The 23,784-nt window shown below is 68.6% G+C and carries 29 protein-coding genes and 1 pseudogene; 8 read left to right on the top strand and 22 right to left on the bottom strand.

Translation table 11 applies throughout. The annotated features are described in order from the left end of the window. Positions 1–40: 40 nt before the first annotated feature. The 3 genes from AN216_RS11495 (at position 41) to AN216_RS30680 (ending at position 1,956) form a co-directional block, all read left to right on the top strand. Positions 41–778, top strand: a complete 738-nt coding sequence (locus tag AN216_RS11495) for a hypothetical protein (protein ID WP_070196558.1) — start codon at positions 41–43, stop codon at positions 776–778. Positions 779–933: 155 nt separating this feature from the next. Then, positions 934–1,758, top strand: a complete 825-nt coding sequence (locus tag AN216_RS11490; RefSeq protein WP_170843095.1) for a hypothetical protein — start codon at positions 934–936, stop codon at positions 1,756–1,758. A 66-nt stretch (positions 1,759–1,824) separates the two neighbouring features. Next, a complete protein-coding gene (locus tag AN216_RS30680; RefSeq protein ID WP_275522242.1) occupies positions 1,825–1,956 on the top strand; it encodes a hypothetical protein in 132 nt (43 codons plus the stop codon). A 190-nt stretch (positions 1,957–2,146) separates the two neighbouring features. Here the strand turns inward: AN216_RS30680 and AN216_RS30855 are convergent. Then, positions 2,147–2,359, bottom strand: a pseudogene (locus AN216_RS30855) (contact-dependent growth inhibition system immunity protein); the annotation flags it as partial. A 268-nt stretch (positions 2,360–2,627) separates the two neighbouring features. Here AN216_RS30855 and AN216_RS11485 point away from each other — a divergent pair. From AN216_RS11485 to AN216_RS28180, 4 genes are all read left to right on the top strand, one after another. Next, positions 2,628–3,617 carry a M28 family metallopeptidase gene (locus AN216_RS11485; RefSeq protein WP_070196557.1) on the top strand — a complete coding sequence of 330 codons (990 nt, stop codon included), beginning with the start codon at positions 2,628–2,630 and terminating at the stop codon, positions 3,615–3,617. A gap of 439 nt (positions 3,618–4,056) precedes the next feature. Next, positions 4,057–5,280, top strand: coding sequence for a S8 family peptidase (locus tag AN216_RS11480; protein ID WP_070196556.1), 1,224 nt, complete (start codon positions 4,057–4,059; stop codon positions 5,278–5,280). A 186-nt stretch (positions 5,281–5,466) separates the two neighbouring features. Beyond that, positions 5,467–8,865 carry a helix-turn-helix transcriptional regulator gene (locus AN216_RS11475; protein WP_170843094.1) on the top strand — a complete coding sequence of 1,133 codons (3,399 nt, stop codon included), beginning with the start codon at positions 5,467–5,469 and terminating at the stop codon, positions 8,863–8,865. 289 nt (positions 8,866–9,154) lie between these two features. Further along, positions 9,155–10,006: a hypothetical protein gene (locus AN216_RS28180; RefSeq protein ID WP_070196554.1), complete on the top strand. Its 852-nt coding sequence runs from the start codon at positions 9,155–9,157 to the stop codon at positions 10,004–10,006. Between the two features lie 56 nt (positions 10,007–10,062). On the opposite strand, the gene truA is transcribed toward AN216_RS28180, so the two are convergent. Then, complete coding sequence (gene truA / locus AN216_RS11465) at positions 10,063–10,971, bottom strand: tRNA pseudouridine(38-40) synthase TruA (protein WP_070196553.1); 909 nt, start codon at positions 10,969–10,971, stop codon at positions 10,063–10,065. Positions 10,972–11,192: 221 nt separating this feature from the next. Here truA and AN216_RS11460 point away from each other — a divergent pair, with 221 nt between their 5' ends. Beyond that, a complete protein-coding gene (locus AN216_RS11460; RefSeq protein ID WP_244502423.1) occupies positions 11,193–11,792 on the top strand; it encodes a Uma2 family endonuclease in 600 nt (199 codons plus the stop codon). 81 nt (positions 11,793–11,873) lie between these two features. On the opposite strand, the gene rplQ is transcribed toward AN216_RS11460, so the two are convergent. The 20 genes from rplQ to rplN all read right to left on the bottom strand — a co-directional run bounded on the left by rplQ (position 11,874) and on the right by rplN (position 23,667). Then, a complete protein-coding gene (rplQ, locus tag AN216_RS11455) occupies positions 11,874–12,377 on the bottom strand; it encodes a 50S ribosomal protein L17 (protein WP_070196551.1) in 504 nt (167 codons plus the stop codon). A gap of 233 nt (positions 12,378–12,610) precedes the next feature. Continuing rightward, entirely contained in the window at positions 12,611–13,633 is a 1,023-nt protein-coding gene (locus tag AN216_RS11450; RefSeq protein ID WP_070196550.1) for a DNA-directed RNA polymerase subunit alpha, read from the bottom strand. 104 nt (positions 13,634–13,737) lie between these two features. Beyond that, the gene (rpsD, locus tag AN216_RS11445) at positions 13,738–14,364 is read right to left on the bottom strand and encodes a 30S ribosomal protein S4 (protein ID WP_070196549.1); all 627 of its coding nucleotides are present in this window, start codon (positions 14,362–14,364) and stop codon (positions 13,738–13,740) included. A 28-nt stretch (positions 14,365–14,392) separates the two neighbouring features. After that, positions 14,393–14,797, bottom strand: a complete 405-nt coding sequence (rpsK, locus tag AN216_RS11440; RefSeq protein WP_070196548.1) for a 30S ribosomal protein S11 — start codon at positions 14,795–14,797, stop codon at positions 14,393–14,395. A 67-nt stretch (positions 14,798–14,864) separates the two neighbouring features. After that, positions 14,865–15,245, bottom strand: coding sequence for a 30S ribosomal protein S13 (rpsM, locus tag AN216_RS11435; RefSeq protein WP_070196547.1), 381 nt, complete (start codon positions 15,243–15,245; stop codon positions 14,865–14,867). Between the two features lie 210 nt (positions 15,246–15,455). Further along, positions 15,456–15,569, bottom strand: a complete 114-nt coding sequence (gene rpmJ, locus AN216_RS11430; RefSeq protein WP_070196591.1) for a 50S ribosomal protein L36 — start codon at positions 15,567–15,569, stop codon at positions 15,456–15,458. Between the two features lie 62 nt (positions 15,570–15,631). Beyond that, complete coding sequence (gene infA / locus AN216_RS11425) at positions 15,632–15,853, bottom strand: translation initiation factor IF-1 (protein WP_003948620.1); 222 nt, start codon at positions 15,851–15,853, stop codon at positions 15,632–15,634. A 244-nt stretch (positions 15,854–16,097) separates the two neighbouring features. Then, the gene (gene map / locus AN216_RS11420) at positions 16,098–16,931 is read right to left on the bottom strand and encodes a type I methionyl aminopeptidase (RefSeq protein ID WP_070196546.1); all 834 of its coding nucleotides are present in this window, start codon (positions 16,929–16,931) and stop codon (positions 16,098–16,100) included. Between the two features lie 206 nt (positions 16,932–17,137). Beyond that, positions 17,138–17,809 carry an adenylate kinase gene (locus AN216_RS11415; protein ID WP_070196545.1) on the bottom strand — a complete coding sequence of 224 codons (672 nt, stop codon included), beginning with the start codon at positions 17,807–17,809 and terminating at the stop codon, positions 17,138–17,140. Beyond that, the gene (gene secY, locus AN216_RS11410) at positions 17,809–19,122 is read right to left on the bottom strand and encodes a preprotein translocase subunit SecY (RefSeq protein WP_070196544.1); all 1,314 of its coding nucleotides are present in this window, start codon (positions 19,120–19,122) and stop codon (positions 17,809–17,811) included. Before secY ends, AN216_RS11415 begins: the two co-directional genes overlap by 1 nt. A gap of 163 nt (positions 19,123–19,285) precedes the next feature. After that, positions 19,286–19,750, bottom strand: a complete 465-nt coding sequence (gene rplO / locus AN216_RS11405; protein ID WP_070196543.1) for a 50S ribosomal protein L15 — start codon at positions 19,748–19,750, stop codon at positions 19,286–19,288. 1 nt (position 19,751) lies between these two features. Continuing rightward, positions 19,752–19,934, bottom strand: coding sequence for a 50S ribosomal protein L30 (rpmD, locus tag AN216_RS11400; protein WP_070196542.1), 183 nt, complete (start codon positions 19,932–19,934; stop codon positions 19,752–19,754). Further along, on the bottom strand, positions 19,934–20,536 hold the full coding sequence (gene rpsE / locus AN216_RS11395; RefSeq protein WP_070196541.1) for a 30S ribosomal protein S5: 603 nt from the start codon (positions 20,534–20,536) through the stop codon (positions 19,934–19,936). Before rpsE ends, rpmD begins: the two co-directional genes overlap by 1 nt. Before the next feature lie 58 nt (positions 20,537–20,594). Further along, the gene (rplR, locus tag AN216_RS11390) at positions 20,595–20,978 is read right to left on the bottom strand and encodes a 50S ribosomal protein L18 (RefSeq protein ID WP_070196540.1); all 384 of its coding nucleotides are present in this window, start codon (positions 20,976–20,978) and stop codon (positions 20,595–20,597) included. 3 nt (positions 20,979–20,981) lie between these two features. Then, positions 20,982–21,521 carry a 50S ribosomal protein L6 gene (gene rplF, locus AN216_RS11385; protein ID WP_070196539.1) on the bottom strand — a complete coding sequence of 180 codons (540 nt, stop codon included), beginning with the start codon at positions 21,519–21,521 and terminating at the stop codon, positions 20,982–20,984. Between the two features lie 20 nt (positions 21,522–21,541). After that, positions 21,542–21,940, bottom strand: a complete 399-nt coding sequence (gene rpsH, locus AN216_RS11380) for a 30S ribosomal protein S8 (protein ID WP_070196538.1) — start codon at positions 21,938–21,940, stop codon at positions 21,542–21,544. A gap of 287 nt (positions 21,941–22,227) precedes the next feature. Continuing rightward, the gene (locus AN216_RS11375) at positions 22,228–22,413 is read right to left on the bottom strand and encodes a type Z 30S ribosomal protein S14 (protein ID WP_070008926.1); all 186 of its coding nucleotides are present in this window, start codon (positions 22,411–22,413) and stop codon (positions 22,228–22,230) included. Positions 22,414–22,415: 2 nt separating this feature from the next. Next, on the bottom strand, positions 22,416–22,973 hold the full coding sequence (gene rplE, locus AN216_RS11370) for a 50S ribosomal protein L5 (protein ID WP_070196537.1): 558 nt from the start codon (positions 22,971–22,973) through the stop codon (positions 22,416–22,418). Continuing rightward, on the bottom strand, positions 22,973–23,296 hold the full coding sequence (rplX, locus tag AN216_RS11365) for a 50S ribosomal protein L24 (RefSeq protein ID WP_070196536.1): 324 nt from the start codon (positions 23,294–23,296) through the stop codon (positions 22,973–22,975). The genes rplE and rplX overlap by 1 nt, the downstream gene beginning before the upstream one ends. Positions 23,297–23,298: 2 nt before the next feature. After that, positions 23,299–23,667: a 50S ribosomal protein L14 gene (rplN, locus tag AN216_RS11360; protein ID WP_070196535.1), complete on the bottom strand. Its 369-nt coding sequence runs from the start codon at positions 23,665–23,667 to the stop codon at positions 23,299–23,301. Between the last annotated feature and the right edge of the window lie 117 nt (positions 23,668–23,784).

Here is a 23,784-nt window from a genome sequence, read left to right as displayed (position 1 = left end):
GGCGCTTCGTCCTATGATCGAACCGCTAACGTCCGCGTGCATGACAGAACATCGAACCCACGACCGACCCGTCGGGGGTGAGCCCGCGAGACCGCCCACCCATCGCGTCCTGAGGCTCGCCACGGGTGCCACCGCGACCGTGCTCGTCGCCGACCTCGCCACCCGCGCCTACAACCGGTACGACCCCATCCCGATCGTCCGCAGGTTGGTGAACGTTGACCTTGAGGCCAACCTGGCCACCTGGTGGAACAACACGTTGCTGCTGGCCGTGACGGGCATGGCGCTTACCGCCGCGTTACTCAGCGGGCCCGGCACACGCCCCGGGCGGATGTCCTGGCTGGGCCTCGGCGCCGCCACCGCGCTGCTCAGCCTGGACGAGACGGCCGCGTTACACGAGCGCCTCGGCGAGGTCGGTCAGTCGTGGAAGGAGTGGGCGGGAGTCTCGCCGCCCACGCATGCCTGGGTGCTGCCCGGCGCGATCCTCGCGACGGCGGGCACCTGGTGCGCAGTGCTGTGGGCTCGGAAGCTCCCACGCGACCTGCGCTACGGGCTGCTGGGCGCACTCGCGGTGTATCTGGGCGGGGCACTGCTCACCGAGACGTTCAACGGCTGGGCGCACGCGAACGGTCACAGCACCACGCTCATGCTGGGAACGATCGTGGAGGAGGGTTTGGAGATGAGCGCCTGCCTCGTCGCCCTGGCCGTCCTCGGCCAGTACGTGAGGTTGGAGCACGACCCTACGACCGACCGCGCGGTAGTCCGGCTTCGGGACGGCTAACGGCCAGGCCGTAGGACGAGCTTCACGGCCGCGTGGGCCGCGTGTCCGCCGCCGGCTCGCCCCGGTTCTCACCGGTTCCGCCCGGTGGCCTACCTCCCGGTCGCGCGTCCTCACGGCGCCTTCCCGGCCGAAAGGAGCGAGCTAGGATACCGGCCATGAGCTTTGGGCAGGGGGGCCCGCCATGGGGCCCCGGGGGCGGCACCCCGGACTGGTCGGCGCTGGCCGCGGACACCGAACGCCGGCAGCGGCGACGTAAGCGCTGGCTGGCGATCGGCGGAGGCGCGCTGGCCACGGTCGCCGTGGCCAGCATCGTCGCGGTCGCGGTGGTCAACGAGAGCGGCGACGACCCGTCCCCCGGCCCGTCGGACACGCTGCCGGAACCAGAGGACATCCCTGGCGGCGGGCCCGAGCCGACCTTCGAGGAGGACCGGCCGCAGGCACCACCGGAGGACTATCTCGCCAGCCCGGAGAAGGACACCGCGCCGCTGTCGGCGAAGACGCTGTTCCCGGACGAGTCGATGCTGGTCAACGGCAGGCAATACACCCGGGCCGCCACCGACGCCACCCGGAAGTGCGCCTCGAACGCCCAGTCGGGGCTGGGTGCCGTACTGCGGGAGCAGGACTGCCAGCGGCTCTTCCGCGCCACGTACGAGCGGGACGGGCTGGCCTTCACGCTCGGCGTCGCGGTCTTCGACTCAACTGGGAGAGCCACGGCCGTGAAGGACGGCTACCGACCGAACGTCACCTCGCTCGCCGGTGGCGACGTCCCGAGCTTCTGCCGCACCGTGACCTGTCGTACGACCGTCAACGCGCTGGGGCGCTACGCCTTCTTCACCATCGCCGGGCACACCAACGGCGAGCCGGCCGGCAAGGACGACGCGAAGGCGAAGCAAACGGCCCTGGACGGCTCGAAGTTCGGATACAACCGGGTGCTGGCGCGCGGCAAGGCGGCGGCCGAGGCGGACGGGGCGGGGGGCTGAGGCGGACGAGGCTCGGGGCTCGGGGCGGCGCTCGCTGTCCCGCGCCGAACGTGACAGTCTCCGGTCATGCGGCAGCACAGGGAGGGCACCGACGACACCTGGTTCACCCGGCTGGGCTGCCTCGCCGGCTTGCTGGTGGCCCTGGTCCTGCCGCTGTGGGGCTTCGTCCTCTACTTCGCCTCCGCCTTCTTCGGCTGATCCCGGGCCGCACCAAGGTTGCGGGGAGCTTGGTCACTCCGCCGACGGCGGGCCGTATCGGGACGGGGCGCGGCGAGTCGGCCAGCGAGCAGCGCGAGCCAGCCGCTGTGCGAGTACGGCTGCGGCGGATCACCTCGGCGCCGAGTTCTGCGAGGGCGAGCGCGTACTCGCTCTCCTCCAGGTCCAGCACGAGGAGTTCGGCCAGCTCCCCGGCCAATCGGGCGACCAGGTGGCGGTCCGTGCCGGTCAGGTAGTCCGTGAGGACGGCCTCGAGGTCGTCGAACTCGTCCGGCAGGTCCTGGCTGAACCAGCCGACTAGCAACTGCCCCAGCTCCGGGAAGCGAGCGTGCCACTCCCAGTGTGTCCGTGGGGAGTCCGGTGACGGTGCCTTGCCGATCTGCACACTCGCCTTGAGGTGATCGGCGAGTATCCGCAGCCAGTCCTGGATCTGCTCCGGTGCCAGAGCGCGCGAATTCCGGAGCGAGAAGGGGCGGCTGAGGGAGGGTGGGTGACCTGCGAGGACGTGCCGCTCAGGGTTGACTCAGGGTCACGACAAGGGTTTTCCCCAATTCCCCCCGATCGCCCGGCTCCCTAGTCTCGATGTGGACCAACCAGGGCCCACGCCCCCGCCTCTGACGGGCGGACGGTGCGGGAAGGGGAAGGAGACCAGGATGCTCAAGCGTGTTGCCGCGACCACGGCGGCTCTCGCGCTGTCCGTGACGGGCGCGCTCGTCATCGGCGGTAGCGCCAGCGCGGCCCCCACGTCGTCGACGAGCGCGGCCGCGCCGGACATCTCCCTGGAGAACGTGCAGGGGCACCTGAACGAGTTCCAGCAGATCGCCGAACAGAACGGCGGCAACCGGGCGCACGGCTCCGCTGGTTACAAGGCATCCCTCGACTATGTGAAGGGCTTGTTGGATGACGCCGGCTTCAAGACGCAGGTGCAGGAGTTCACCTCCGGCGGCGAGACCGGCTACAACCTGATAGCCGACTGGCCCGGCGGCAACTCCGACGACGTGTTGATGGCCGGCGCACACCTGGACAGCGTCAGTCGTGGGGCCGGTATCAACGACAACGCCACCGGCTCGGCGGGCATCCTCGAGGTCGCCCTGGAGGTCGCGCGCAGTGACCACAAACCGGACAAGCACCTGCGGTTCGCCTGGTGGGGCGCGGAGGAACTGGGCCTGATCGGCTCGAAGCACTACGTCAGCGAGCTGCCCGAGGCCGAGCGGACCAAGATATCGGGCTACTACAACTTCGACATGATCGGCTCCCCCAACGCCGGCTACTTCCTCTACGACGGCGACGACTCCGACGGCACCGGCGCCGGCCCGGGCCCGGACGGATCGGCCGAGATGGAGAAGGTGCTCGAGGACTACTTCGGCTCGATCGACGTGGCCACCCGTGGCACGGACTTCGACGGCCGCAGCGACTACGGGCCGTTCATCCAGGCCGGTATCGCGGCCGGCGGAACGTTCACCGGCGCGGAGGGCCGTAAGACCGCCGAGGAGACGGAGCTTTGGGGCGGCACGGAAGGAGAGGCGTACGACCCGTGCTACCACTCGGCCTGTGACGACAAGGCCAACGTCGACACCACCGCGCTGGACCGCAACGCCGACGCGATCGCCTACGCCATGTGGACGCTGGGCGGTTCGCAGTAGCCCAAGCGGTACGCAGCCACGCTGCGGTACGGACACGGCGGCCCGGCCATGGTCGTCGGCTCGCCTCCCGGCCGAGGGACCACGCCGTCACCCGGGCGCCTGTCCGCCCGGTGGCAGTGCCCGACCAGCACCTGCCATCGGGCGGCCCCCCACCGGGCGTTCCCCCCACACCGCCGGGTCCGTACCGCAGCGTTCGTGAGGACTCACGAGGAGCAGCAGCGCAAGCCCCCCGCACGACGTACCACCGCCCACTCCGCCACAGCCCCTCGTCACCACCGACACCAGCGCAACGCGCCACCACACCCCCCACCCTCCGACCGGACGTCATCACCGGCGGCCGGCACGAGCCGCGAGCACGCCAGTTCGTACGGCCTCGTACCGCCGCCGGGGCGCACCCCCCACACCGCGTACATGACCGATCCGAAGTGAGGAAGACGCCATGTATCAGCCAACCCCCATCCGAAGACACCTAATCGCCAAGAGCGCGCTCGTCGCGACCTCGGTGGCCGCCATGCTCGTCGGGGCTTCGATGGCCAGCCCGGCGCACGCCGACGCTCCGCAATCAGCTGAGCGGGGCCGGATTCTGGCGGCGGAGAGCCCGGAGCGAATCGACGGGCAGTACGTGGTCACTCTCGAGGACACCGGCGAACTCTCCGCCGCCGGAGTGTCCGCACGCTCCCAGGGCCTCGCCTCCGAGTACGGCGGCGAGGTAACCCGAGTGTATTCCGCGGCGTTGAACGGCTTCGCCGTCGAGACGGACGAGACCTCGGCGCGTGCGCTCGCCGCCGACCCGTCCGTCGCCCGCGTGGAAGCCGACCAGCGGATGCGTGCGCTCGGGACCCAGACGAACCCGCCGTCCTGGGGGTTGGATCGGGTCGATACGGCGGGCTTGGACGGCCGCTACACCTATCCGGAGACGTCCTCGGGCGTGACCACGTACGTCATCGACACCGGGATCCGAGTCAGCCATGAGGACTTCGGCAGCCGGGCCAGCTGGGGCACGAACACCGTCGACGGCAACAACACCGACTGCAACGGTCACGGTACCCACGTCGCCGGTACCACCGGCGGCACGGACTACGGCGTCGCCAAACAGACCCAGCTCGTCGCCGTCAAGGTGCTCAACTGTCAGGGCAGCGGTACCACCTCCGGTGTGGTCGCCGGGGTGGACTGGGTGACGCAGCGCGCTACCGGCCCGTCGGTCGCCAACATGAGCCTGGGTGGCGGTGCCTCCGCCACTCTGGACCAGGCGGTATCCCGGTCCATCGGGTCCGGCGTGACCTACGCTGTGGCCGCCGGCAACGCGAACACCAACGCCTGCAACAGCTCGCCGGCCAGGGTGCCCGAGGCGATCACCGTGGGCGCGACCCAGCGCAATGACAACAGATCATCCTTCTCCAACTACGGTCGCTGTCTGGACCTGTTCGCCCCGGGCAGCAACATCACCTCGGCCTGGATCGGCAGTGACACGGACCGCAACACCATCAGCGGTACGTCCATGGCCGCACCACACGTCGCCGGCGCGGCGGCGCTGTTGGCCGGGGCGAATCCCTCCTGGTCCCCGCGGCAGATCCGGGACCAGCTGGTGACGGACGCCGTGGACGGTGCGGTCGGCTACCCCGGCAGCGGTTCTCCGAACCAGCTGCTGCGGGTGGTGAGCTGACCGGCGCGCCGTGAGTAGCGGGGTGCTGGTTCGCCACCAGCCCCCGCTACTCGCCCAGCGGTTTGGAGGCGACGGGTGGACGAGTGCTGACCCGGCGCCCGCCCCCGTCGCCGCACGGCCTACTACTGAGTAAAAACTACAGAGCGACCATTGAGTCCCGCATTCCGGATAGCTATGGTCAGCGCGATGCCCCGCTCACTTCCGGAGGGGGAACCCATCGCCATCGACGACGCACCGCACAGTCCGTACGCAGCCGCCCCAGGCGCCGGGTTCGGCACGTCCGGCACGACCAACGCGGCCGGCACGTCCGGCATGTCCAGCACCGCCGCGGCCAACACAGCCGGCACACCGGCTGGGACGACCCCATCGCTGACCAGTCACCCCCAGCTGGTCGGCCGTACGGCACTGCTCGCCTCCGTGGAGACGCGACTGGCCGCCAACGTCAGCGTGGTACTGACCGGCCCCAGCGGCATCGGGAAGACGGCCGTGCTGGAGGCAGTCAGCACGACGGCGGGCTCCCGTGGTGAACTCGTCCTGCACGCGACCGGGGTGGAGACCGAGCGCTGGATTCCGTACGCGGGTCTGGCCGACCTGTTGGGACAGATCCCCGAGGAGCGGTTGGGCGGCCTGCCCGAGGCACGACGCGCCGAAGTGCGCGATCTGCGGCTGCCCGGATACGTCCCGCCGTCCGGATCCGTGCACGCCTGCGCACCCGCTGCCGGAGAGCCGTACCCGCCCGGCAGCGCCCCCTCGGACCGCGGGTACCGGCCCGTCCGGTTAACCTCAACCGACGGAAGCGTCGCCGGCAGCACCGGCGCCCCCGACCCGGACGCTGCCAGCGCAGCTGCCACCAGCACGGCCACGGCCACCGCCCGCTCCGCGGCGGTGCCCCGGGGCGTACGCGAACTCGTATGCCACGAGGTGCTGGAGGCTTGCTCGGCGACCAGCCCGGTGCTGCTGCTCATCGACGACGCGCAGTGGCTGGACCACGGCACCGTCGACGCGATCCGGTACGCCACCCGTCGGCTCGCGGGTCAGGGCGTACGAGCCGTCATCGCGGGACGCTGGCCCGCCGCACCGGGCCTGACGAGCGGTCGAGGCAACGGCCGGGAAGGACCGAAGCCGCACGCCAACCACGGCAGCCACGACACGCACAGCACCCGGACCACCGGCGGCGCCCACCCCCGCAGCCGCGCCAACAGCCACACCCCGCACGACACGCAGCACCAGCACGAGGAACGGCCCCCGCGCACCGCCGCTGTCCCCTCCCCGCGCGCCGCCGCACCGGAGCCAGCCCCTCCGCATTCGGGCGGCGCACCCTGGGCACCCACCCCGACCGCCGTCCAGCTCCCCGTGCCGCCGCTCCCACCGGAGGCGCTGGCCGAACTCTTCGAGCGGTACGGCCTGCCCGCCCGCATCGCCAACAAGCTGCACGCCGACTCGGGCGGAAACCCGCTGCTCGCTCTCGCCCTGGGCGGCGCGTTCACCGACCGCATCCCCCGACACTGGCGCCCCGCGCCACTGCCCCAGCGGGTACACACGCTGATCAGCGAACGAGTCGCCACGCTTCCCACCCGGTCCGTCGAAACACTGCTGCTCGCCGCCTGCGCGACCCGCCCCACCATCGAGCTGCTGCACCGTGCCGGGCGGGAGACCGCCGAGGAGGACATCCGACTCGCCACCGCCGCCGGACTGTTGCTCGAGGAAGCCGGCGGCCTCCACTTCACCCCGCCGGCCGTGGCGACCGTACTCGCCGAGCAGGCGGACGCCGAGCACCGCCTGCGGGCGCACACCCTGCTGGCAGCGGCCGTGCCGGACGCCGCAAGCCGTATCCGACACCGCGCGCTGGCCGCCACCGGACCGGACGACGGGCTGGCCCGTTCCCTGGTCACCAGCGCCGAGACCGCCTCCCGGCAGGGCGCGCACCGGATGGCCGCCGAGCTGTATCTGCTGGCGGCCGACCGTACGCCGACGGAGCTTGCCGCCGAGCGGCTGGAGTGGCTGGTCGCCGCCGCCGAGGCCGGGGCCTGCGCGAGCCTGCCGGAGCTGGTGCATCGCGCCGCGGACGCCGTGCTGGACGCCGACTCCGCCCGGCACCAGCGGGTACGCGTGCGTATCGCCCTGATCGATCTCTCCGGCCAGGGGCTGTCCGAGATGGACGAGATCTTCGCCGCGGCCCTGCTGGACGCCGAGGGGGAGCCCGCGTTGATGGCGCCGCTGCTGGTACGGCTGTCCTGGTCCGCACTCGTCGACGGGCAACCGGAGCGCTGTGAGACCGAGGCCGATCGCGCGCTGGAGCACTCGGTCGCCGCCGTCGACCCCATCAGTGAGGCGATGGCACTGGTCAGCAAGGCCACCGTGGCGCGGGTGATGGGCCGGGACGACTACACCGCACTGCTCGACCGTGCGCTGCGGCTGCCCGAACCGCCGCTCAACGGCTGGCTGCACGCGGCCCCCCGGTTCCTCGCCGCCCGCTTCGCCGTGTTCGACGACCGGCTCACCGACGCCCGTGCCGACCTCCTACGGATGCTGGCGCTGGTGGAGCGTGGCTGCGGGGAGGAGATCGTGCAGGTGCTGCGCAGCCTCTCCGAGGTGTCCGTGCGGATGGGCCGTTGCCGGGACGCGCTGGACTTCGCCGACCGGGCCGTACGGATCTCCGAGGAGGCGTCGCTGAGCCCCGGCCCGGGCTGGCACTGCGCCGCGGTCGCAGAACTCGCCGGCGGCAGCGTCGAGCGTGCCCTGGGTTACGCCGAACGCGGCGTCCGGGCCTCCGAGCAGGAACGCGACGCCATCTATCTCGGACGCCACCTGCACGTGCGCGCACAGGCGTTGCTGCGTACGGGCGACCTGCGCGGCGGGGTCGGTTCGTTGCGCCGGATACAGCGGTTGGAGCGGCAGCAGGGCCTCAACTCGCCGCTGGCGCTGCGCTGGCACGGCGACCTGGTGGCCGGCCTGGCGGTGCTGGGCCAACCGGAGGCCGCGGCGACGGAGTTGGCCCGGGCGCGTACGGCCGTCGGGGACCGCGCACGCGGGGTCGGAGTCACCGCACAACTGGACCGGGCGGAGGCGGCGCTGCTGCTGGCACGGGGCGAACCGGACGCCGCACTGGACTTCCTGGGCGCGGCCGCGGACCGCTTCACCGCTCTGGGCCAGCCGCTGGAGACCGGACACTGCCTGTTGGAACGAGCTCGGGTGGAGCGCGGACGACGACGTAACGCGGCGGCCAGGGCAGCCGTCCACGAGGCGCTGACGCTGTTCACCGGCTGCGAGGCCCGACCCTGGGCCGAACAGGCGGGGCGCAGCCTCGCGGAGTTCGACACCTCCGGTGGCGGACGGGTCGAGGGCGGCCCGTCGGGTACTCGAACCCCGGAGGGCTTCGCCGCGCTGTCGGCCAACGAGCAGCGGATCGCGTGGCTGGTCGGTGACGGGGCCACCAATCAGGAGGTGGCGACGCAGATGTTCCTGAGCGTCAAGACGATCGAGGCGGCGCTGACGCGTGTCTACCGCAAACTCGGCGTCCGCTCCCGCACCGAGTTGGGCTCCTCGCTACGATCGGCGAGCAGCACGCAGGGCCCGCCACCGTGACGGCCTTGACGCCCTGTTGGCGTGCCGGCTCGCGACCGGACTCCGCCACCACGCCGTCGGGTCGGGGCACCGATCCGCGTTGAAACGTTCTTCGGCTGTCACTCCGGTCCGTTAGGCTCCTCCACCGGCAGAACCGCAGCGCGCGGCGGACCCAGCCAACCAGACAGGGGGAATCCTGGTGGCATCCGGAGGCATGCACGTCCATCCGCCCACACCGGCGCCCTACCCGGGCGACCCGAATCAGCGCCGACGACAGGGGCGATCGCCGGGACTCGTATCCGCAAGCTTCGTGCGGCTGTTCGTGGCGGGCAGCGCGTTCCTCGGCTACGGCCTGGCGGTCGACGAGGCCGCCGACGTCGGCAGCGCGACGGAGGCGCTGAGCCAACTCGCCAGTCTGCTGACCGGCGTGGTCTATCTGGGCCTGTTGTGCTATCCGCTGCTCACCGGCGGGCGACGCGCCGAACCGGCCTCCTCCTGGTTGCGCGGCGCGCTCGCCGTGCTGCTGATCCTGGTCAGCGTCACCTTCCTGACCATGATGGAGGGCGACCTCAGCGAGACCTGGTCGCTGTACGAGCACGCGATCACGCCGCTGGTCGTACTGCTGGACTGGACGTTCGTCGGGCGCGGCCAGACCCGCGCCGCCTGGTGGCATCCGCTGACGTGGACGCTCCCACCCCTCGCTTACCTGGTGTACTACGTGTCCCAGGACCTCACGTTCTACGGCAGCTTCCTGGACCCGGAGTCGGACGACTTCGCCATGACCGTCGCCGGCTTCCTCGTGGGAGTGGTCGTGACGGGATACGCGCTGTACGCCGTCGGGAAGCTCCGGGGCCAGATCCTGAGCCCGGAACCGCAGTCGGCGACGCCGCCGGGTCCGTACGGCCAGCAGCCGCCCCCGTCGTACGGGCCGGGGTACGCGCCGCAGCAGCCCGCACAACCGTACGCGCCCCAGCCGGCGCCGTACCAACAGCCGGGGCAACCCGTACCGCAGCCGCAGCGGCCTCATCCGCCGCAACAGCCCGCGTACGGCCCCCAAGCCGGATACCAACCGGGTCCTTACCAGGGGCCCCACCCGGCACAGCCCGGCGGCCCTCCCCCAGCGGCCCCGCACCAACAGCCCCAGCGGTGGGGCGGGTTCTGAGCCGCCGACACCCACCGGCGCTCTCACAGGCGCTCCGGCCCGCACCGCGACCCAGCTCAGTCGCAGCACCCGCCCGCGTCCGCACCCGCGTCCGCACCAACAGCCACGTCAGTACGAACTGCCGGATCCGCCGGCAGCGTACGCCTGTTGCGGGACGCGAGGTTGCGCGCCGCCAGTTCGTCGTCCGCCGGGTAACCGACCTCCTCGAGGGTCAGCCCGTGCGGCCGTACGACCTGCACGGCGGAGTCGCGTACGCCCGCTGCCAGCACCTTCCCCGGCCACTCCGGCGGTCGGTGACCGTCGCCGACGAACAGCAGGGCACCGACCAGCGAGCGGACCATGTTGTGGCAGAAGGCGTCAGCCCGGACGCTGGCCTCCAGCACGCCGTCGGGCCGGCGGGACCAGTGCAGCTCACGCAGGGTGCGGATGGTGGTGGCGCCCTCGCGCTTCTTGCAGTAGGCGGCGAAGTCGTGTTCGCCGAGCAGCGCGTTGGCGGCGGAGTTCATCGCCTCCACGTCCAACGGCGCGTTGTGCCACAGCACATGACCTCGCTGCAGCGGGTCGACACCGCCGGGATGGTCACACACGCGGTAGGCGTAGCGACGCCAGATCGCGGAGAAGCGCGCGTTGAAGTGGGCGGGAGCGGCGGCGACCCGGTGCACGCGTACGTCCATCGGGAGCCGTCCGGCGAGCCGGCGCAGCAACTGCTCTCCGTGCTCCGCCCACACCTCCTGGGGCAGATCGACATGCGCGACCTGGCCGCGTGCGTGCACTCCGGAGTCGGTGCGGCCGGCGACGGTGAGTTCCACCTGGTCGGGCAGTCGCATGACCACCCGCAGCGCTTCCTCCAGCTCGCCCTGCACGGTGCGTTGCTCACGTTGCCGGGCCCAGCCGGAGAAGTGCCTTCCGTCGTACGAAAGATCCAGCCGTGCCCGCACGAAACCGGGCTCCACCTCGTCAGTCACACGCCCGATCCTCTCACCGTCGCCCAGCCCGGCGGACCACGCCGAATAGAGCGCTGCCGTTCATCGTACGAGTGAAACCGAAGGTAATCGCTTCGTCACGTGGCGACGCCCACTCAGGATGATGCCAGGGGCGACCGCACCGCGTAGCCTGGCTGGAGAGATGCCGTCGGCGACGGCGGTGAGGAGCGAGCACAATGACGGCCGATCCGATTCTTGAGCCCATGGCGAGTGACAAGGCACAGGACCCCGCAGATCTACTGATCGCGTTCGAGGAGGCTTCGACGGAGCCGATCCGACCGGAGTACGTCGAGGGGACTTTCATCGTGCCGCCACAGCCCAACCACCTGCACAACAAGGCCGCTTACAAGCTGACCGTGCAACTCGACGTGGAGTCGGATCTCGCGGGTCTCGGTAACGGATATCGCGTGGGGCCGGCGAACGGTAAGCCCCTGGCGCTGCTCATCCCCGACTTCTATGTCCTTCGTCGGGAGCCTTCCGATCTCGACGAGGCGTATCGCCGGACCTACAAGGGCTGGTATCCCATCGACATGCTGGCACTGGCGGGTGAGGTGACCTCCAGTAACCACGAGACCGACACCGGCCCGAAGCTCCGTGTCTACGCGACCGCCGAAGTCCCGATCTACGTCCTGATCGACCGGGAGAAGGGCATCGGCAACGCCTACTCCGAACCAGTGTCCGTGCCGGACGACCCCGCCAAGAGCCACTACCGCGCCCTCGCGTCCGTCGAGTTGGGCGGCAAGCTCGTCCTTCCCGATCCGTATCCGCCGCTGGACACCAGCGTGGTTCCGTCCGGAAGGTGAGCGCGGCTACGTCACGATACCGGGCCCGCTCCCTGTAAGGGAGCGGGCCCGGCATGGAAGCAGCGCTGCGCGCGGGAGGTCCTACTTCTCGGTGGACTCCTCGGCCTTGCTGTCCGCGTCCGCCTCAGCGTCCTTCTTCAGGTCGGCCGCGGCCTGGTCGCCCGCGGCGTCCTTGGCCGTACGCTTCGTCGCCGCCTCGGCCTCGCCGACCGCCTCCTGCTGCACGGTCAGGGCCTCCACCAGCTCGATGACCGCCATCGGGGCGTTGTCGCCACGACGCGGGCCGATCTTGGTGATCCGGGTGTAGCCACCCGGGCGGTTCTCGTAACGCGGGCCGATCTCGGTGAACAGGGTGTGCACGACGCCCTTGTCCAGGACCGTACGCATGACCTGCCTACGGTTGTGCAGGTCACCCTTCTTCGCCTTGGTGATCAACCGCTCCGCGAACGGGCGCAGGCGCCGCGCCTTCGCCTCAGTCGTGGTGATCCGGCCGTGCTCGAAGAGGCTGGTGGCCAGGTTTCCGAGCATGGCCTTCTGGTGCGACGGGCTACCGCCCAGCCGGGCACCCTTCGTGGGCTTCGGCATAGTCTCTCTCCTTGATCTCTGCACCGGCCGTGTGAGGTACCGGCGTCAGGGTCCGCACGGGCTCCTGCCCGCACGGGCCCGGGGTGGCGGAACGCCATCCCGGAAGCCGGGGACGTACGCGCCGCCCCCGGCGTACCGACCAGCGCGGTCGGACGTGCTGCGGCGTGCGCGCCGGCGAAGCAGCGCACACGCCGCGGTCGGGCGCTACGGCGACGGGGCGCCGTACGTCCCGATCAGTACTGCTCGGTCTCCACGAAGCCCTGGTCCATGTCGTCCTCCGCGCCGAAGGCGTCGGCGGCGGCGGTCGGGTCGAATCCGGGCGGGCTGTCCTTGAGCGCCAGGCTCATACCTGCCAGCTTCGCCTTGACCTCGTCGATCGACTTGGCGCCGAAGTTGCGGATGTCCAGCAGGTCCGCCTCGGAGCGGGCCACCAGCTCGCCCACCGAGTGGATGCCCTCGCGCTTCAGGCAGTTGTACGACCGCACCGTCAGCTCGAGCTCCTCGATGGGCAGCGCCAGATCGGCCGCGAGCGCGGCGTCGGTCGGCGACGGGCCCATGTCGATGCCCTCGGCGTCGACGTTCAGCTCGCGCGCCAGGCCGAACAGCTCGACCAGCGTCTTGCCCGCGGACGCCATGGCGTCCCGCGGACGCATGGCCTCCTTGGTCTCGACGTCGACGATCAGCTTGTCGAAGTCGGTGCGCTGCTCGACACGGGTCGCCTCGACCTTGTACGTGACCTTGAGCACCGGCGAGTAGATCGAGTCGACCGGAATCCGGCCGATCTCCTGGCCCTGCTGCTTGTTCTGCACCGCCGAGACGTACCCACGGCCACGCTCGACCGCCAGCTCCATCTCCAGCTTGCCCTTGCCGTTGAGGGTGGCGAGCACCAGGTCGGGGTTGTGCACCTCGACACCGGCCGGCGGCGCGATGTCCGCGGCCGTGACCAGGCCCGGGCCCTGCTTGCGCAGGTACATCACGACGGGCTCGTCGTGCTCCGAGGAGATGACCAGGCTCTTGATGTTGAGGATGAGGTCGGTGACGTCCTCCTTGACGCCCGGCACGGTGGAGAACTCGTGCAGGACACCATCGATCCGGATGCTGGTCACGGCAGCACCGGGAATCGAGGAGAGGAGCGTACGACGAAGGGAGTTACCGAGGGTGTAGCCGAAGCCCGGCTCCAGGGGCTCGATCACGAACCGGGAGCGGAACTCGTCGACGACCTCTTCGGTCAGTGAGGGGCGCTGAGCGATCAGCATGGGATGTGTCCTCCAGTCTGCGGCAACCGCTATTTGATGCCGTACTGCAAGGGTACGGGCGGTACGTCCCGAGTGGGAGGCGTACCGCCCGCACCGATGAGCTGCTACTTCGAGTAGAGCTCGACGATCAGCTGTTCCTGCACCTGCGTGTCGATCGCCCCACGCTCGGGCATCGAGTGCACGAGGATGCGGAGCTTCGACGGAACGGCTTCCAGCCACGCCGGCACCGTCTTCTCGCCGGCCTCCGCCTGCGCCACCTGGAAGGGGGTCAGGTTACGGGAGGACGCGCGGACCTCGACGATGTCGTTCGGCGACACCCGCGCGGACGGGATGTCGCACTTGTGGCCGTTGACGGTGATGTGGCCGTGCTTGACCACCTGACGTGCGTGGTCACGGGACTTGGCGAAGCCAGCCCGGTACACCACGTTGTCCAGTCGGGTCTCGAGGATGCGCAGCAGGTTGTCACCAGTCTTGCCCTGCTGTCGGTTCGCCTCGTTGAAGTACCCGCGGAACTGCTTCTCGAGGACGCCGTAGATACGAGCCGCCTTCTGCTTCTCACGCTTCTGCAGCAGGTACTCGGAGTCCTTCGTGCGCCCGCGTCCGTGCTCACCCGGGGGGTAAGGACGGATCTCGATCGGGCACTTCGCGCTCTCGCACTTGCTCCCCTTGAGGAAGAGCTTCTGCTTCTCCCGACGGCAGCGCCTGCAGTCGGCCCCGGTGTAACGCGCCATTGTCTTGTACTCCTGTGTTCCGTTGCGGTCAGACCCGACGCCGCTTGGGCGGGCGGCAGCCGTTGTGCGGGGTCGGGGTGACGTCCTGGATCGAGCCGACCTCGAGGCCGGTCGCCTGGAGCGAACGGATCGCGGTCTCCCGGCCGGAGCCGGGACCCTTGACGAAGACGTCGACCTTGCGCATGCCGTGCTCCTGCGCGCGCCGGGCGGCGTTCTCAGCGGCCATCTGGGCAGCGAACGGAGTGGACTTGCGCGAGCCCTTGAAACCGACGTGACCGGCGGAGGCCCAAGAGATCACGTTGCCGGTCGGGTCGGTGATGGAAACGATGGTGTTGTTGAACGTGCTCTTGATGTGAGCGTGCCCGTGGGCGACGTTCTTCTTTTCCTTGCGGCGCACCTTCTTGACGGTTGCCGCACGGCCCTTCGGAGGCATATGGATTTACTCCCGTGGAGGTGGTCGGTCCGACAGCGGGACCGCTTGTCAGCGTGTCCGCGGTGGACTACTTCTTGCCGGGCTTCTTCTTGCCGGCGATGGCGCGACGCGGACCCTTGCGGGTGCGGGCATTCGTCTTGGTGCGCTGACCGTGGACCGGGAGACCGCGGCGGTGCCGCAGCCCCTCGTAGCAGCCGATCTCGACCTTGCGGCGGATGTCGGCCTGGATCTCCCGACGGAGGTCACCCTCGGTCTGGAGGTTGTTGTCCACGTACTCACGGACCTTGATCAGGTCGTTCTCGTCCAGGTCCCGGACACGGGTGTCCGGGTTGACCCCGGTCTCCGCCAGGGTCCGCTGGGCAAGGGTGCGCCCGATGCCGAAGACGTAGGTGAGGGCGACCTCGATGCGCTTCTCGCGCGGAAGGTCAACGCCTGCGAGGCGTGCCATGGATGTGGCTCCTGATGATTTCGTCGGAGGTCTTCCGCAGCACCGTTCCCGCGGGGTCGCAGACCCCTTGAGCGGGTCCCCGGCCTCCGACCGGGGGTAGCGTCCCCACCGACGGTGTCGGAACACGGCGGGGGGTCGGGTGTTGCGTATGTACTTTTCGCTTGCGTCGCGCGAGGAACTGCGAGAGGCAAAGGCGGCTGGTCCGGCAGCTTAGCCCTGGCGCTGCTTATGGCGCGGGTTGCTGCAGATGACCATGACCCGTCCGTGGCGACGGATCACCCTGCACCTGTCGCAGATCTTCTTGACGCTCGGCTTGACCTTCATGAAAGTGAAGTTCTCCGGGTCAGTGCCCGTCACCCCACTTCAGAGCGGGGCGCGGACAAGATCTACTTGTAGCGGTAGACGATCCGCCCGCGAGTCAGGTCGTACGGAGAGAGCTCCACCACGACCCGGTCGTCGGGAAGGATACGGATGTAGTGCATCCGCATCTTGCCGCTGATGTGCGCGAGGACCTGGTGACCGTTCTGTAGCTCCACCTTGAACATAGCGTTCGGCAGAGACTCGACTACCGTGCCCTCGATCTCGATGGCCCCTTGTTTTTTGGCCATGCTTGAGCGCTTCACCTTTCGGGATCGGCTACCTGGAATGGTCCAGGCATACGCGTATACGAGGACCGACGAGGCAGTCTACGGCAGCACGACCGGAAAGACGAATCGAGGTAGTCTCCCCCGGATACAAGATCGTTATTCCACCACGTGACCCCGCGCCCGACACCCGGCGCACCTGTGTACGAACGGCTCGGGACGGCACGACCGTTCGCCGGGCCACGCCGAAGGACGCCAGCGCACCACCTCAGGCGAGTGGGTCCGGCGCGACCGTGATCCCGTACTCCGCCAACCGCGCCTTGCCGCCGTCCGAAGCGGTCAACACCAACGGCCCCTGCTCAGTGAGCGCCACCGTGTGCTCCCAATGACTCGACCAGGTCCCGTCGTTGGTCTTCACGGTCCACTCGTCCGCCAGGGTGTGCGTCTTCGGCGTGCCCAGGCTCAGCATCGGCTCGATCGCCAGACACGTCCCCGGCACGAGCTTCGGGCCCCGCCCACGCCGCCGGTCGACGTAGTTGAGCAGGTGCGGGTCCATGTGCATCTCGGAGCCGATGCCGTGGCCGCCGTAGTCCTCGATGATGCCGTACTTGCCGGTCGACGGACGGGGCTGCCGCCGGACGTACCCCTCCACCGCCTTCGAGATGTCCACCAGCCGATTGCCCTTACGGACGGCGGCGGCGCCCGCCCACATGGACTCCTCGGTCACCCGACTCAGCTCGTACAACTCCGGCGCGTGTCCCTCGCCCACGAACACCGTGATCGCCGCGTCCCCGTGCCAGCCGTCGACGATCGCGCCGGCGTCGATGGACAACAGGTCCCCCGACCGGAGCTCTGTCTCCCGGTTCGGGATGCCGTGCACCACCACGTCGTTCACCGAGGTGCAGATGTTCCCCGGAAAGCCGCCGTATCCCAGGAAGTTCGGCTTGGCACCGTGTTCCGCCAGCACCTTCGCCGCGACCTCGTCCAGATCCTTGGTCGTCGCCCCCGGCACCGCCGCCGCCCGGCATTCCCGGTGCATCGCGGCGACCACCAGCCCCGCCGCCCGCATCTTCGCGATCTGCTCCGGGGTCTTGATCTCCATGGACAAACCTTCCTCAACCACTCGGGAGCGCCTCGCCCGCCGTGCCGACCGCAGGGGGTGGCGACGCCTCTCCACACACGATACGGCCGCGGCCCCTTGCCGGACCGCGACCGTATCCACGTCTCTCACTTCACGAACGGGCCCACGGGACGGGGCCGGGTCCGATCGTCAACGCCGCACCCGCGAAGCCGCGTACGAACCCCGGCCTAGCTCTGCTCCGCGCCCTCACCCGCCGACTCGATCGCACGCATCGCGCGATTCGTCACCTCGGTCACCGAGCCGAGCGCGGAGATGGTCGTCACCAGGCCCTGTGCCCGGTAGTAGTCCACGATCGGCTCGGTCTCACTGTGATAAACGGCCAGTCGCTTGCGGACCGTCTCCTCGCTGTCGTCCTCGCGCTGGTACAGCTCCCCGCCGCACTCGTCACACACTCCGGGGACCTTCGGAAGGTTGTCCTCGGCGTGGTAGATGTGACCGCTGTCATTACGGCAGAGCCGGCGCCCGGCGATCCGGGCCACCACCTCGTCCTCCGGGACCTCCAGATCCAGGACGGCGTCCAGCCGAAGGTCGTGGCCGCGCAGAAACGCGTCCAACGCCTTCGCCTGACCGATGTTGCGGGGAAAGCCGTCCAGCAGGAAGCCGCCGCTGGCGTCGTCCTGCAGCATGCGGTCCTCCGCCATGCCGATCGTGACCTCGTCGGGCACCAGGTGCCCCGCGTTCATGTACTCCTTCGCCTGTTGCCCGAGCGGGGTGCCCTGGCTGATGTTGGCGCGGAAGAGGTCTCCCGTGGAGATGTGCGGGATGGCGAGGTTCTCGGCAAGGTACGCGGCCTGTGTGCCCTTACCCGCACCCGGTGGTCCGACGAGGACGATTCGCATCAGCGGAGGAACCCTTCGTAATGGCGCTGCTGAAGCTGGCTCTCGATCTGCTTCACCGTCTCAAGTCCGACACCCACGATAATGAGGATGCTCGTCCCTCCGAATGGGAAGTTCTGATTGGCGTTGAGGGTGATCAGCGCGACCGTGGGCACCAGAGCGATCAGCCCCAGGTAGAGCGAGCCGGGCCACGTGATGCGGTTCAACACATAGCTCAGGTACTCCGCGGTGGGACGTCCTGCCCGGATGCCCGGGATGAAGCCACCATACTTCTTCATGTTGTCCGCGACTTCTTCGGGGTTGAAGGTGATCGCGACGTAGAAGAACGCGAAGAACACAATCAGCAGGAAGTACGTGACGATGTAAACAGGGCTGTCACCAGCGACCATGTTCTCCTGAATCCACGTTGCCCATCCCGATGTCGAACCACTGAACTGCACGATCAGCGCCGGAATGTAGAGCAGTGACGAGGCGAAGATGACGGGAATCACACCCGCCTGGTTCACCTTCAACGGGATGTATGTGGACGTACCACCGTAGGAACGCCGACCGATCATGCGCTTCGCGTACTGCACCGGAATGCGCCGCTGGGCCTGTTCCACGAAGACGACCAACGCGACCATGGCCAGCCCGCAGAGGATGACGATGCCGAACTCGATCCAGCCATCGGCCAGCTTGCCCTGCTGCTTGATCGCCCAGAGCCCGCCCGGGAAACCCGCTGCGATGGAGACGAACATCAGGATGGACATGCCGTTTCCGATACCGCGGTCGGTGACCAACTCACCGAGCCACATGATCAGGGCCGTGCCAGCCGTCATGCAGATCACCATCGTGACGATGGTGAAAATGCTGTCGTTCGGGACGATTTCGTCCCGCAGGGAACACTGCGGGAAGAGACTGCCACTGCGCGCGGTGGCCACCAGGCCGGTGGCCTGCAGCACGCCGAGCGCCACGGTCAGATAACGGGTGTACTGGGTGATCTTCGCCTGGCCGGAAGAGCCCTCCTTCTTCAGGGCCTCCAGTCGGGGAATCACGACAACCAGCAGCTGCAGGATGATGCTCGCCGTGATGTACGGCATGATCCCGAGCGCGAAAACGGTCAACTGCAGCAGCGCGCCACCGCTGAACATGTTCACCAGGCCGAACAGTCCACTGTTGGAGTCGGACTGGTTCATGCACTGGTTGACGTTCTCAAAGCTGACGCCCGGAACGGGGATGTGCGCCCCGAGCCGGAAAAGAACGATGATACCGAGCGTAAAGAGCAGCTTCTTGCGCAGGTCGGGCGTCTGGAACGCCCGGGCGAACGCGGTGAGCACGGTGCCTCCTGCGCCCCCCGCGATCAACCACGCGAGAGGTGACGGTCTTGAGGATCGACAGATATCAACAGTGCACGCGTCACCCTACCGGCGACGGTGCCCCCCTAGGAACGACCAACCGGGGATGCCCTCGCAGGACATCCCCGGCCAGTCAGCCACAAACTCAGCCAAGCTCGGTGACGGAGCCGCCAGCAGCGGTGATCTTCTCCTTGGCGGAACCGGAGACCTTGTCGACGGTCACCGTCAGCGCCACGGCAAGTTCACCGGAGCCGAGTACCTTCACCAGCTCGTTCTTCCGAACCGCGCCCTTGGCCACCAGGTCGGCCACGGTGACCTCGCCCCCCTCGGGGTACAGCTCGGCCAGCCGCTCCACGTTCACCACCTGGAACTGCTTACGGGCCGGGTTCTTGAAGCCACGAAGCTTGGGCAACCGCATCTGCAGCGGCATCTGCCCACCCTCGAAGCCGTGTGGCACCTGGTAACGGGCCTTCGTGCCCTTGGTGCCACGACCCGCGGTCTTGCCCTTGGACGCCTCACCCCGGCCGACCCGGGTCTTGGCGGTCTTGGCCCCCGGGGCAGGCTTGAGGTTGTGGACCTTCAGCGGGTTGTCGCCCTTCGGCGCAGCCATGTCAGTCGACCTCCTCGACCGTGATGAGGTGCCGCACGGTGTGCACCATGCCGAGCACCTCGGGACGTGCCTCCTTGACGGAGACGTCGTTCACACGCTTCAGACCGAGCGTCCGGAGCGTGTCACGGTGGTTCTGCTTGGTACCGATGACGGAACGCGTCTGCGTGATCTTGAGGCGAGCCATTACGCACTCACCCCGGCACGCGCCCGCAGCATCGCGGCAGGCGCCACGTCCTCGAGCGGCAGACCACGACGTGCCGCGATCTCCTCGGGGCGCTGCAGCCCCTGTAGAGCCGCCCGCGTGGCATGCACGATGTTGATCGGGTTCGCCGAGCCGAGCGACTTGCTCAGCACATCGTGGATGCCCGCGCACTCGAGGACGGCACGCACCGGGCCACCGGCGATCACACCGGTACCGGGCGAGGCCGGCTTGAGCAGCACGACGCCCGCGGCCTCCTCACCCTGGATCGGGTGCGGGATGGTGCCCTGGATACGCGGGACCTTGAAGAAGTGCTTCTTGGCCTCCTCAACGCCCTTGGCGATGGCGGCCGGCACCTCCTTGGCCTTGCCGTATCCGACACCCACGGTGCCGTCACCGTCGCCCACCACGACCAGCGCGGTGAAGCTGAAACGACGACCACCCTTCACAACCTTGGCGACGCGGTTGATCGCGACCACACGCTCGACGTAGGCCGTCTTCTCGGCGGCACCGCCGCCGTCCCGGCCTTTACGGTCACGCCGCTCGCCGCCACCGGCGCCGCCACCGCGGCGCTGGGGTCCAGCCATTGGAATTACCTCTCTCGTTTACGTCCGCCAGGCGCCCAGCCAAGGCTGGGAAACCGGCTCAGAACTTGAGCCCGGCCTCGCGGGCGGCGTCAGCCAGAGCGGCAATCCGCCCTGCGTACTTGTTACCACCGCGGTCGAACACGACGGCCTCGATACCCGCGGCCTTGGCCCGCTCCGCGACCAGTTCACCCACGCGCTTGGCCTGGTCGCTCTTCGCGTCGTCCGTGCCCCGGATCGAAGTGTCCAGTGTCGACGCCGAGGCCACCGTGTGACCCGCGATGTCGTCGACGACCTGGGCCACCATGTGCCGGTTGGACCGCGTCACCACGAGCCTGGGCCGCACCGGAGTACCCGAGACCTTCTTACGGACCCGGATGTGCCGGCGCTTGGCAGCGGCACGCTTGTACGCGTCACCCTTGGCGATCTTCACGCCGTATGCCATGGCTTACTTACCAGCCTTTCCGACCTTGCGGCGGATGACCTCGCCCGCGTACTTCACGCCCTTGGCCTTGTACGGGTCGGGCCTGCGCAGCTTGCGGATGTTCGCGGCGACTTCACCGACCTTCTGCTTGTCGATGCCCTCAACCGTGAACTTGGTCGGAGACTCGACACTGAACGAGATGCCCTCCGGCGCCTCGATCAGGATCGGGTGACTGTATCCGAGCGAGAACTCCAGGTCGGAGCCCTTCGCCTGGACGCGGTAGCCAACCCCGCTGATTTCCAGAGCCTTGGTGAATCCCGTGGTCACGCCAGTGATCATGTTCGCCACCAGCGTGCGGGACAGGCCGTGCAGGGCCTTGTTCCGAGTCTCATCATTGGGACGGGTCACGGCGATCGCGCCGTCGTCGTCCCTGGAGATCTCGATCGGCTCGGCGACCGTCTGCGAGAGCGACCCCTTGGGGCCCTGCACGGCGACCGTCCGGCCATCGATGGTGACGTCCACACCGGCGGGAACCTGGATGGGGAGCTTGCCGATTCGCGACATTGCTTTTCCTCCGTTCCCGACTACCAGACGTAGGCGAGGACTTCCCCGCCCACACCCTTCTTCTGTGCCTGCTGACCGGTGAGGAGACCGTGCGACGTGGAGATGATCGCCACGCCGAGGCCGCCGAGCACCTTCGGCAGGTTGGTGGACTTTGCGTAAACCCGGAGACCGGGCTTGGAGATCCGCTTGAGGCCAGCGATCGAGCGCTCACGGTTCGGGCCGAACTTCAGCTCGAGCACGAGGTTCTTGCCCACCAGGGCGTCCTCGGTCTTCCAGCCGGTGATGTAGCCCTCCTGCTGGAGGATCTCCGCGATGTGCGACTTGATCTTGCTGTGCGGCATCGACACGGCGTCGTGATACGCCGAGTTCGCGTTGCGCAGACGCGTGAGCATGTCTGCGATGGGATCGGTCATGGTCATGTGATGGCCTTCGGCCTCTCTCGCCGGGGTTTCCTGTCTGCTCCGTCCCTCTCCCCGGTTTGGAACCGGGACGGGTGTGGTGCGGGGACCTACGGCGTAGTAAGCGTCCTGTGCGGGCTGCGCCCGCGCGCGGTCACGGCCGGCGAACGCCCGACTCCACAAGCCTACGGGATGTGGTGCGGGCCCTCGCCGCCCTTGCTGCTTACCGAGAGTCCTGGTTGGTCCGACGGCCCGCCGCCCGTACGTTCGTACGGAATCCCACGGTGGTACGCGCGGCGGCCGGCGGATTACCAGGAACTCTTGGTCACGCCCGGCAGCTCGCCCCGGTGCGCCATCTGACGAAGGCACACCCGGCAGAGGCCGAACTTGCGGTAGACGGAGTGCGGCCGGCCGCAACGCTGGCAGCGCGTGTAGGCACGCACCGCGAACTTCGGCTTACGGGCGGCCTTCGAGATCAGAGCCTTCTTCGCCATGATCAGTTCTCCTTGAACGGGAAGCCGAGGTGACGCAGGAGGGCCCGGCCCTCCGGGTCGGTGGTCGCCGTGGTCACCACGGTGATGTCCATGCCCCGGACCCGGTCGATCTTGTCCTGGTCGATCTCGTGGAACATGACCTGCTCAGTGAGACCGAAGGTGTAGTTCCCCCGGCCGTCGAACTGCTTCGGCGACAGACCGCGGAAGTCGCGGATGCGCGGCAGCGCGAGCGACAACAGACGGTCCAGGAACTCCCACATCCGGTCGCCACGAAGCGTCACGTGGGCGCCGATCGGCTGGCCCTCACGCAGCTTGAACTGGGCGATGGACTTGCGGGCCTTGGTCACCGCCGGCTTCTGACCGGTGATCGTGGCGAGGTCGCGCACGGCGCCCTCCATCAACTTGGAGTCGCGAGCGGCGTCGCCCACGCCCATGTTGACCACGATCTTCGTGAGACCGGGGGTCTGCATGACGTTCTCGTACGTGAACTCGTCACGCAGCTTGCCCGCGATCTCCTCGCGGTAGCGCGTCTTGAGACGCGGTGTGGTGGTGGCAGTCATCAGATGTCCTCACCGGTCCGCTTGGCAACGCGGATCTTGTTGCCGTCATCGTCGAAGCGGTATCCGACGCGGGTCACGACCTTGTTGCCGTCCTTCTCCACGACGAGCTGTACGTTGCTCACGTGGATCGGGGCCTCGGTGGTCACGATGCCACCGGTCTTCGAACCCCGCGCGGTCTGGCCGGCCTTGGTGTGCTTCTTGACCCGGTTGACACCCTCGACGAGCACACGGTCCTGGCGCGGGTAGGCCACGATGACCTTGCCCTGCTTGCCGCGGTCCTTGCCGGTGATGACCTGAACCAGGTCGCCCTTCTTGATCTTCATGTTCACAGCACCTCCGGCGCGAGCGAGATGATCCTCATGAACTTCTTCTCGCGCAGCTCACGGCCCACCGGGCCGAAGATACGGGTGCCGCGGGGGTCGCCATCGTTCTTGAGGATGACGGCCGCGTTCTCGTCGAAGCGGATGTACGAACCATCCGGCCGGCGGCGCTCCTTGACCGCGCGCACGATGACGGCCTTGACGATGTCGCCCTTCTTCACGTTCCCGCCCGGGATCGCGTCCTTGACGGTAGCGACAACGACGTCACCAATGCCCGCGTAGCGGCGGCCAGAACCACCGAGAACACGGATGGTGAGAATCTCCTTCGCACCCGTGTTGTCGGCGACACGCAGCCGCGACTCCTGCTGGATCACGTCTATCTCCTGATCGTCTGCCGGTTCCCGGCCCGAGACGTGAACGGATCACGCTCCGGGCCGAGCCTGGCGGAACTGGTCCTGGTATCCCAGGACACGTCTATGGGAACTCCCGGC

The sequence above is a fragment of the Streptomyces oceani genome (assembly GCF_001751245.1).
Classification (GTDB): domain Bacteria; phylum Actinomycetota; class Actinomycetes; order Streptomycetales; family Streptomycetaceae; genus Streptomyces; species Streptomyces oceani.
Note: the sequence above shows the minus strand (reverse complement) of the source record. Positions and strands in the feature narration are given on the sequence as shown.

Coding starts and splice junctions, on each gene's coding strand:
- rpmJ (WP_070196591.1), bottom strand. CDS start 15,569: ATGAAGGTCAAGCCGAGCGTCAAGAAGATCTGCGACAGGTGCAGGGTG.
- rplO (WP_070196543.1), bottom strand. CDS start 19,750: ATGGCTGCGCCGAAGGGCGACAACCCGCTGAAGGTCCACAACCTCAAG.
- rpsK (WP_070196548.1), bottom strand. CDS start 14,797: ATGCCTCCGAAGGGCCGTGCGGCAACCGTCAAGAAGGTGCGCCGCAAG.
- rpsH (WP_070196538.1), bottom strand. CDS start 21,940: ATGACCATGACCGATCCCATCGCAGACATGCTCACGCGTCTGCGCAAC.
- rpsE (WP_070196541.1), bottom strand. CDS start 20,536: ATGGCTGGACCCCAGCGCCGCGGTGGCGGCGCCGGTGGCGGCGAGCGG.
- rplF (WP_070196539.1), bottom strand. CDS start 21,521: ATGTCGCGAATCGGCAAGCTCCCCATCCAGGTTCCCGCCGGTGTGGAC.
- rpmD (WP_070196542.1), bottom strand. CDS start 19,934: ATGGCTCGCCTCAAGATCACGCAGACGCGTTCCGTCATCGGTACCAAG.
- AN216_RS11475 (WP_170843094.1), top strand. CDS start 5,467: ATGCCCCGCTCACTTCCGGAGGGGGAACCCATCGCCATCGACGACGCA.
- AN216_RS11375 (WP_070008926.1), bottom strand. CDS start 22,413: ATGGCGAAGAAGGCTCTGATCTCGAAGGCCGCCCGTAAGCCGAAGTTC.
- AN216_RS30680 (WP_275522242.1), top strand. CDS start 1,825: ATGCGGCAGCACAGGGAGGGCACCGACGACACCTGGTTCACCCGGCTG.
- rplX (WP_070196536.1), bottom strand. CDS start 23,296: ATGAAGATCAAGAAGGGCGACCTGGTTCAGGTCATCACCGGCAAGGAC.
- AN216_RS11415 (WP_070196545.1), bottom strand. CDS start 17,809: ATGCGAATCGTCCTCGTCGGACCACCGGGTGCGGGTAAGGGCACACAG.
- rpsD (WP_070196549.1), bottom strand. CDS start 14,364: ATGGCGCGTTACACCGGGGCCGACTGCAGGCGCTGCCGTCGGGAGAAG.
- AN216_RS11485 (WP_070196557.1), top strand. CDS start 2,628: ATGCTCAAGCGTGTTGCCGCGACCACGGCGGCTCTCGCGCTGTCCGTG.
- AN216_RS11450 (WP_070196550.1), bottom strand. CDS start 13,633: ATGCTGATCGCTCAGCGCCCCTCACTGACCGAAGAGGTCGTCGACGAG.
- AN216_RS11460 (WP_244502423.1), top strand. CDS start 11,193: ATGGCGAGTGACAAGGCACAGGACCCCGCAGATCTACTGATCGCGTTC.
- rplE (WP_070196537.1), bottom strand. CDS start 22,973: ATGACTGCCACCACCACACCGCGTCTCAAGACGCGCTACCGCGAGGAG.
- infA (WP_003948620.1), bottom strand. CDS start 15,853: ATGGCCAAAAAACAAGGGGCCATCGAGATCGAGGGCACGGTAGTCGAG.
- rpsM (WP_070196547.1), bottom strand. CDS start 15,245: ATGGCACGCCTCGCAGGCGTTGACCTTCCGCGCGAGAAGCGCATCGAG.
- AN216_RS11495 (WP_070196558.1), top strand. CDS start 41: ATGACAGAACATCGAACCCACGACCGACCCGTCGGGGGTGAGCCCGCG.
- rplR (WP_070196540.1), bottom strand. CDS start 20,978: ATGGCATACGGCGTGAAGATCGCCAAGGGTGACGCGTACAAGCGTGCC.
- map (WP_070196546.1), bottom strand. CDS start 16,931: ATGGAGATCAAGACCCCGGAGCAGATCGCGAAGATGCGGGCGGCGGGG.
- rplQ (WP_070196551.1), bottom strand. CDS start 12,377: ATGCCGAAGCCCACGAAGGGTGCCCGGCTGGGCGGTAGCCCGTCGCAC.
- AN216_RS11490 (WP_170843095.1), top strand. CDS start 934: ATGAGCTTTGGGCAGGGGGGCCCGCCATGGGGCCCCGGGGGCGGCACC.
- AN216_RS11480 (WP_070196556.1), top strand. CDS start 4,057: ATGTATCAGCCAACCCCCATCCGAAGACACCTAATCGCCAAGAGCGCG.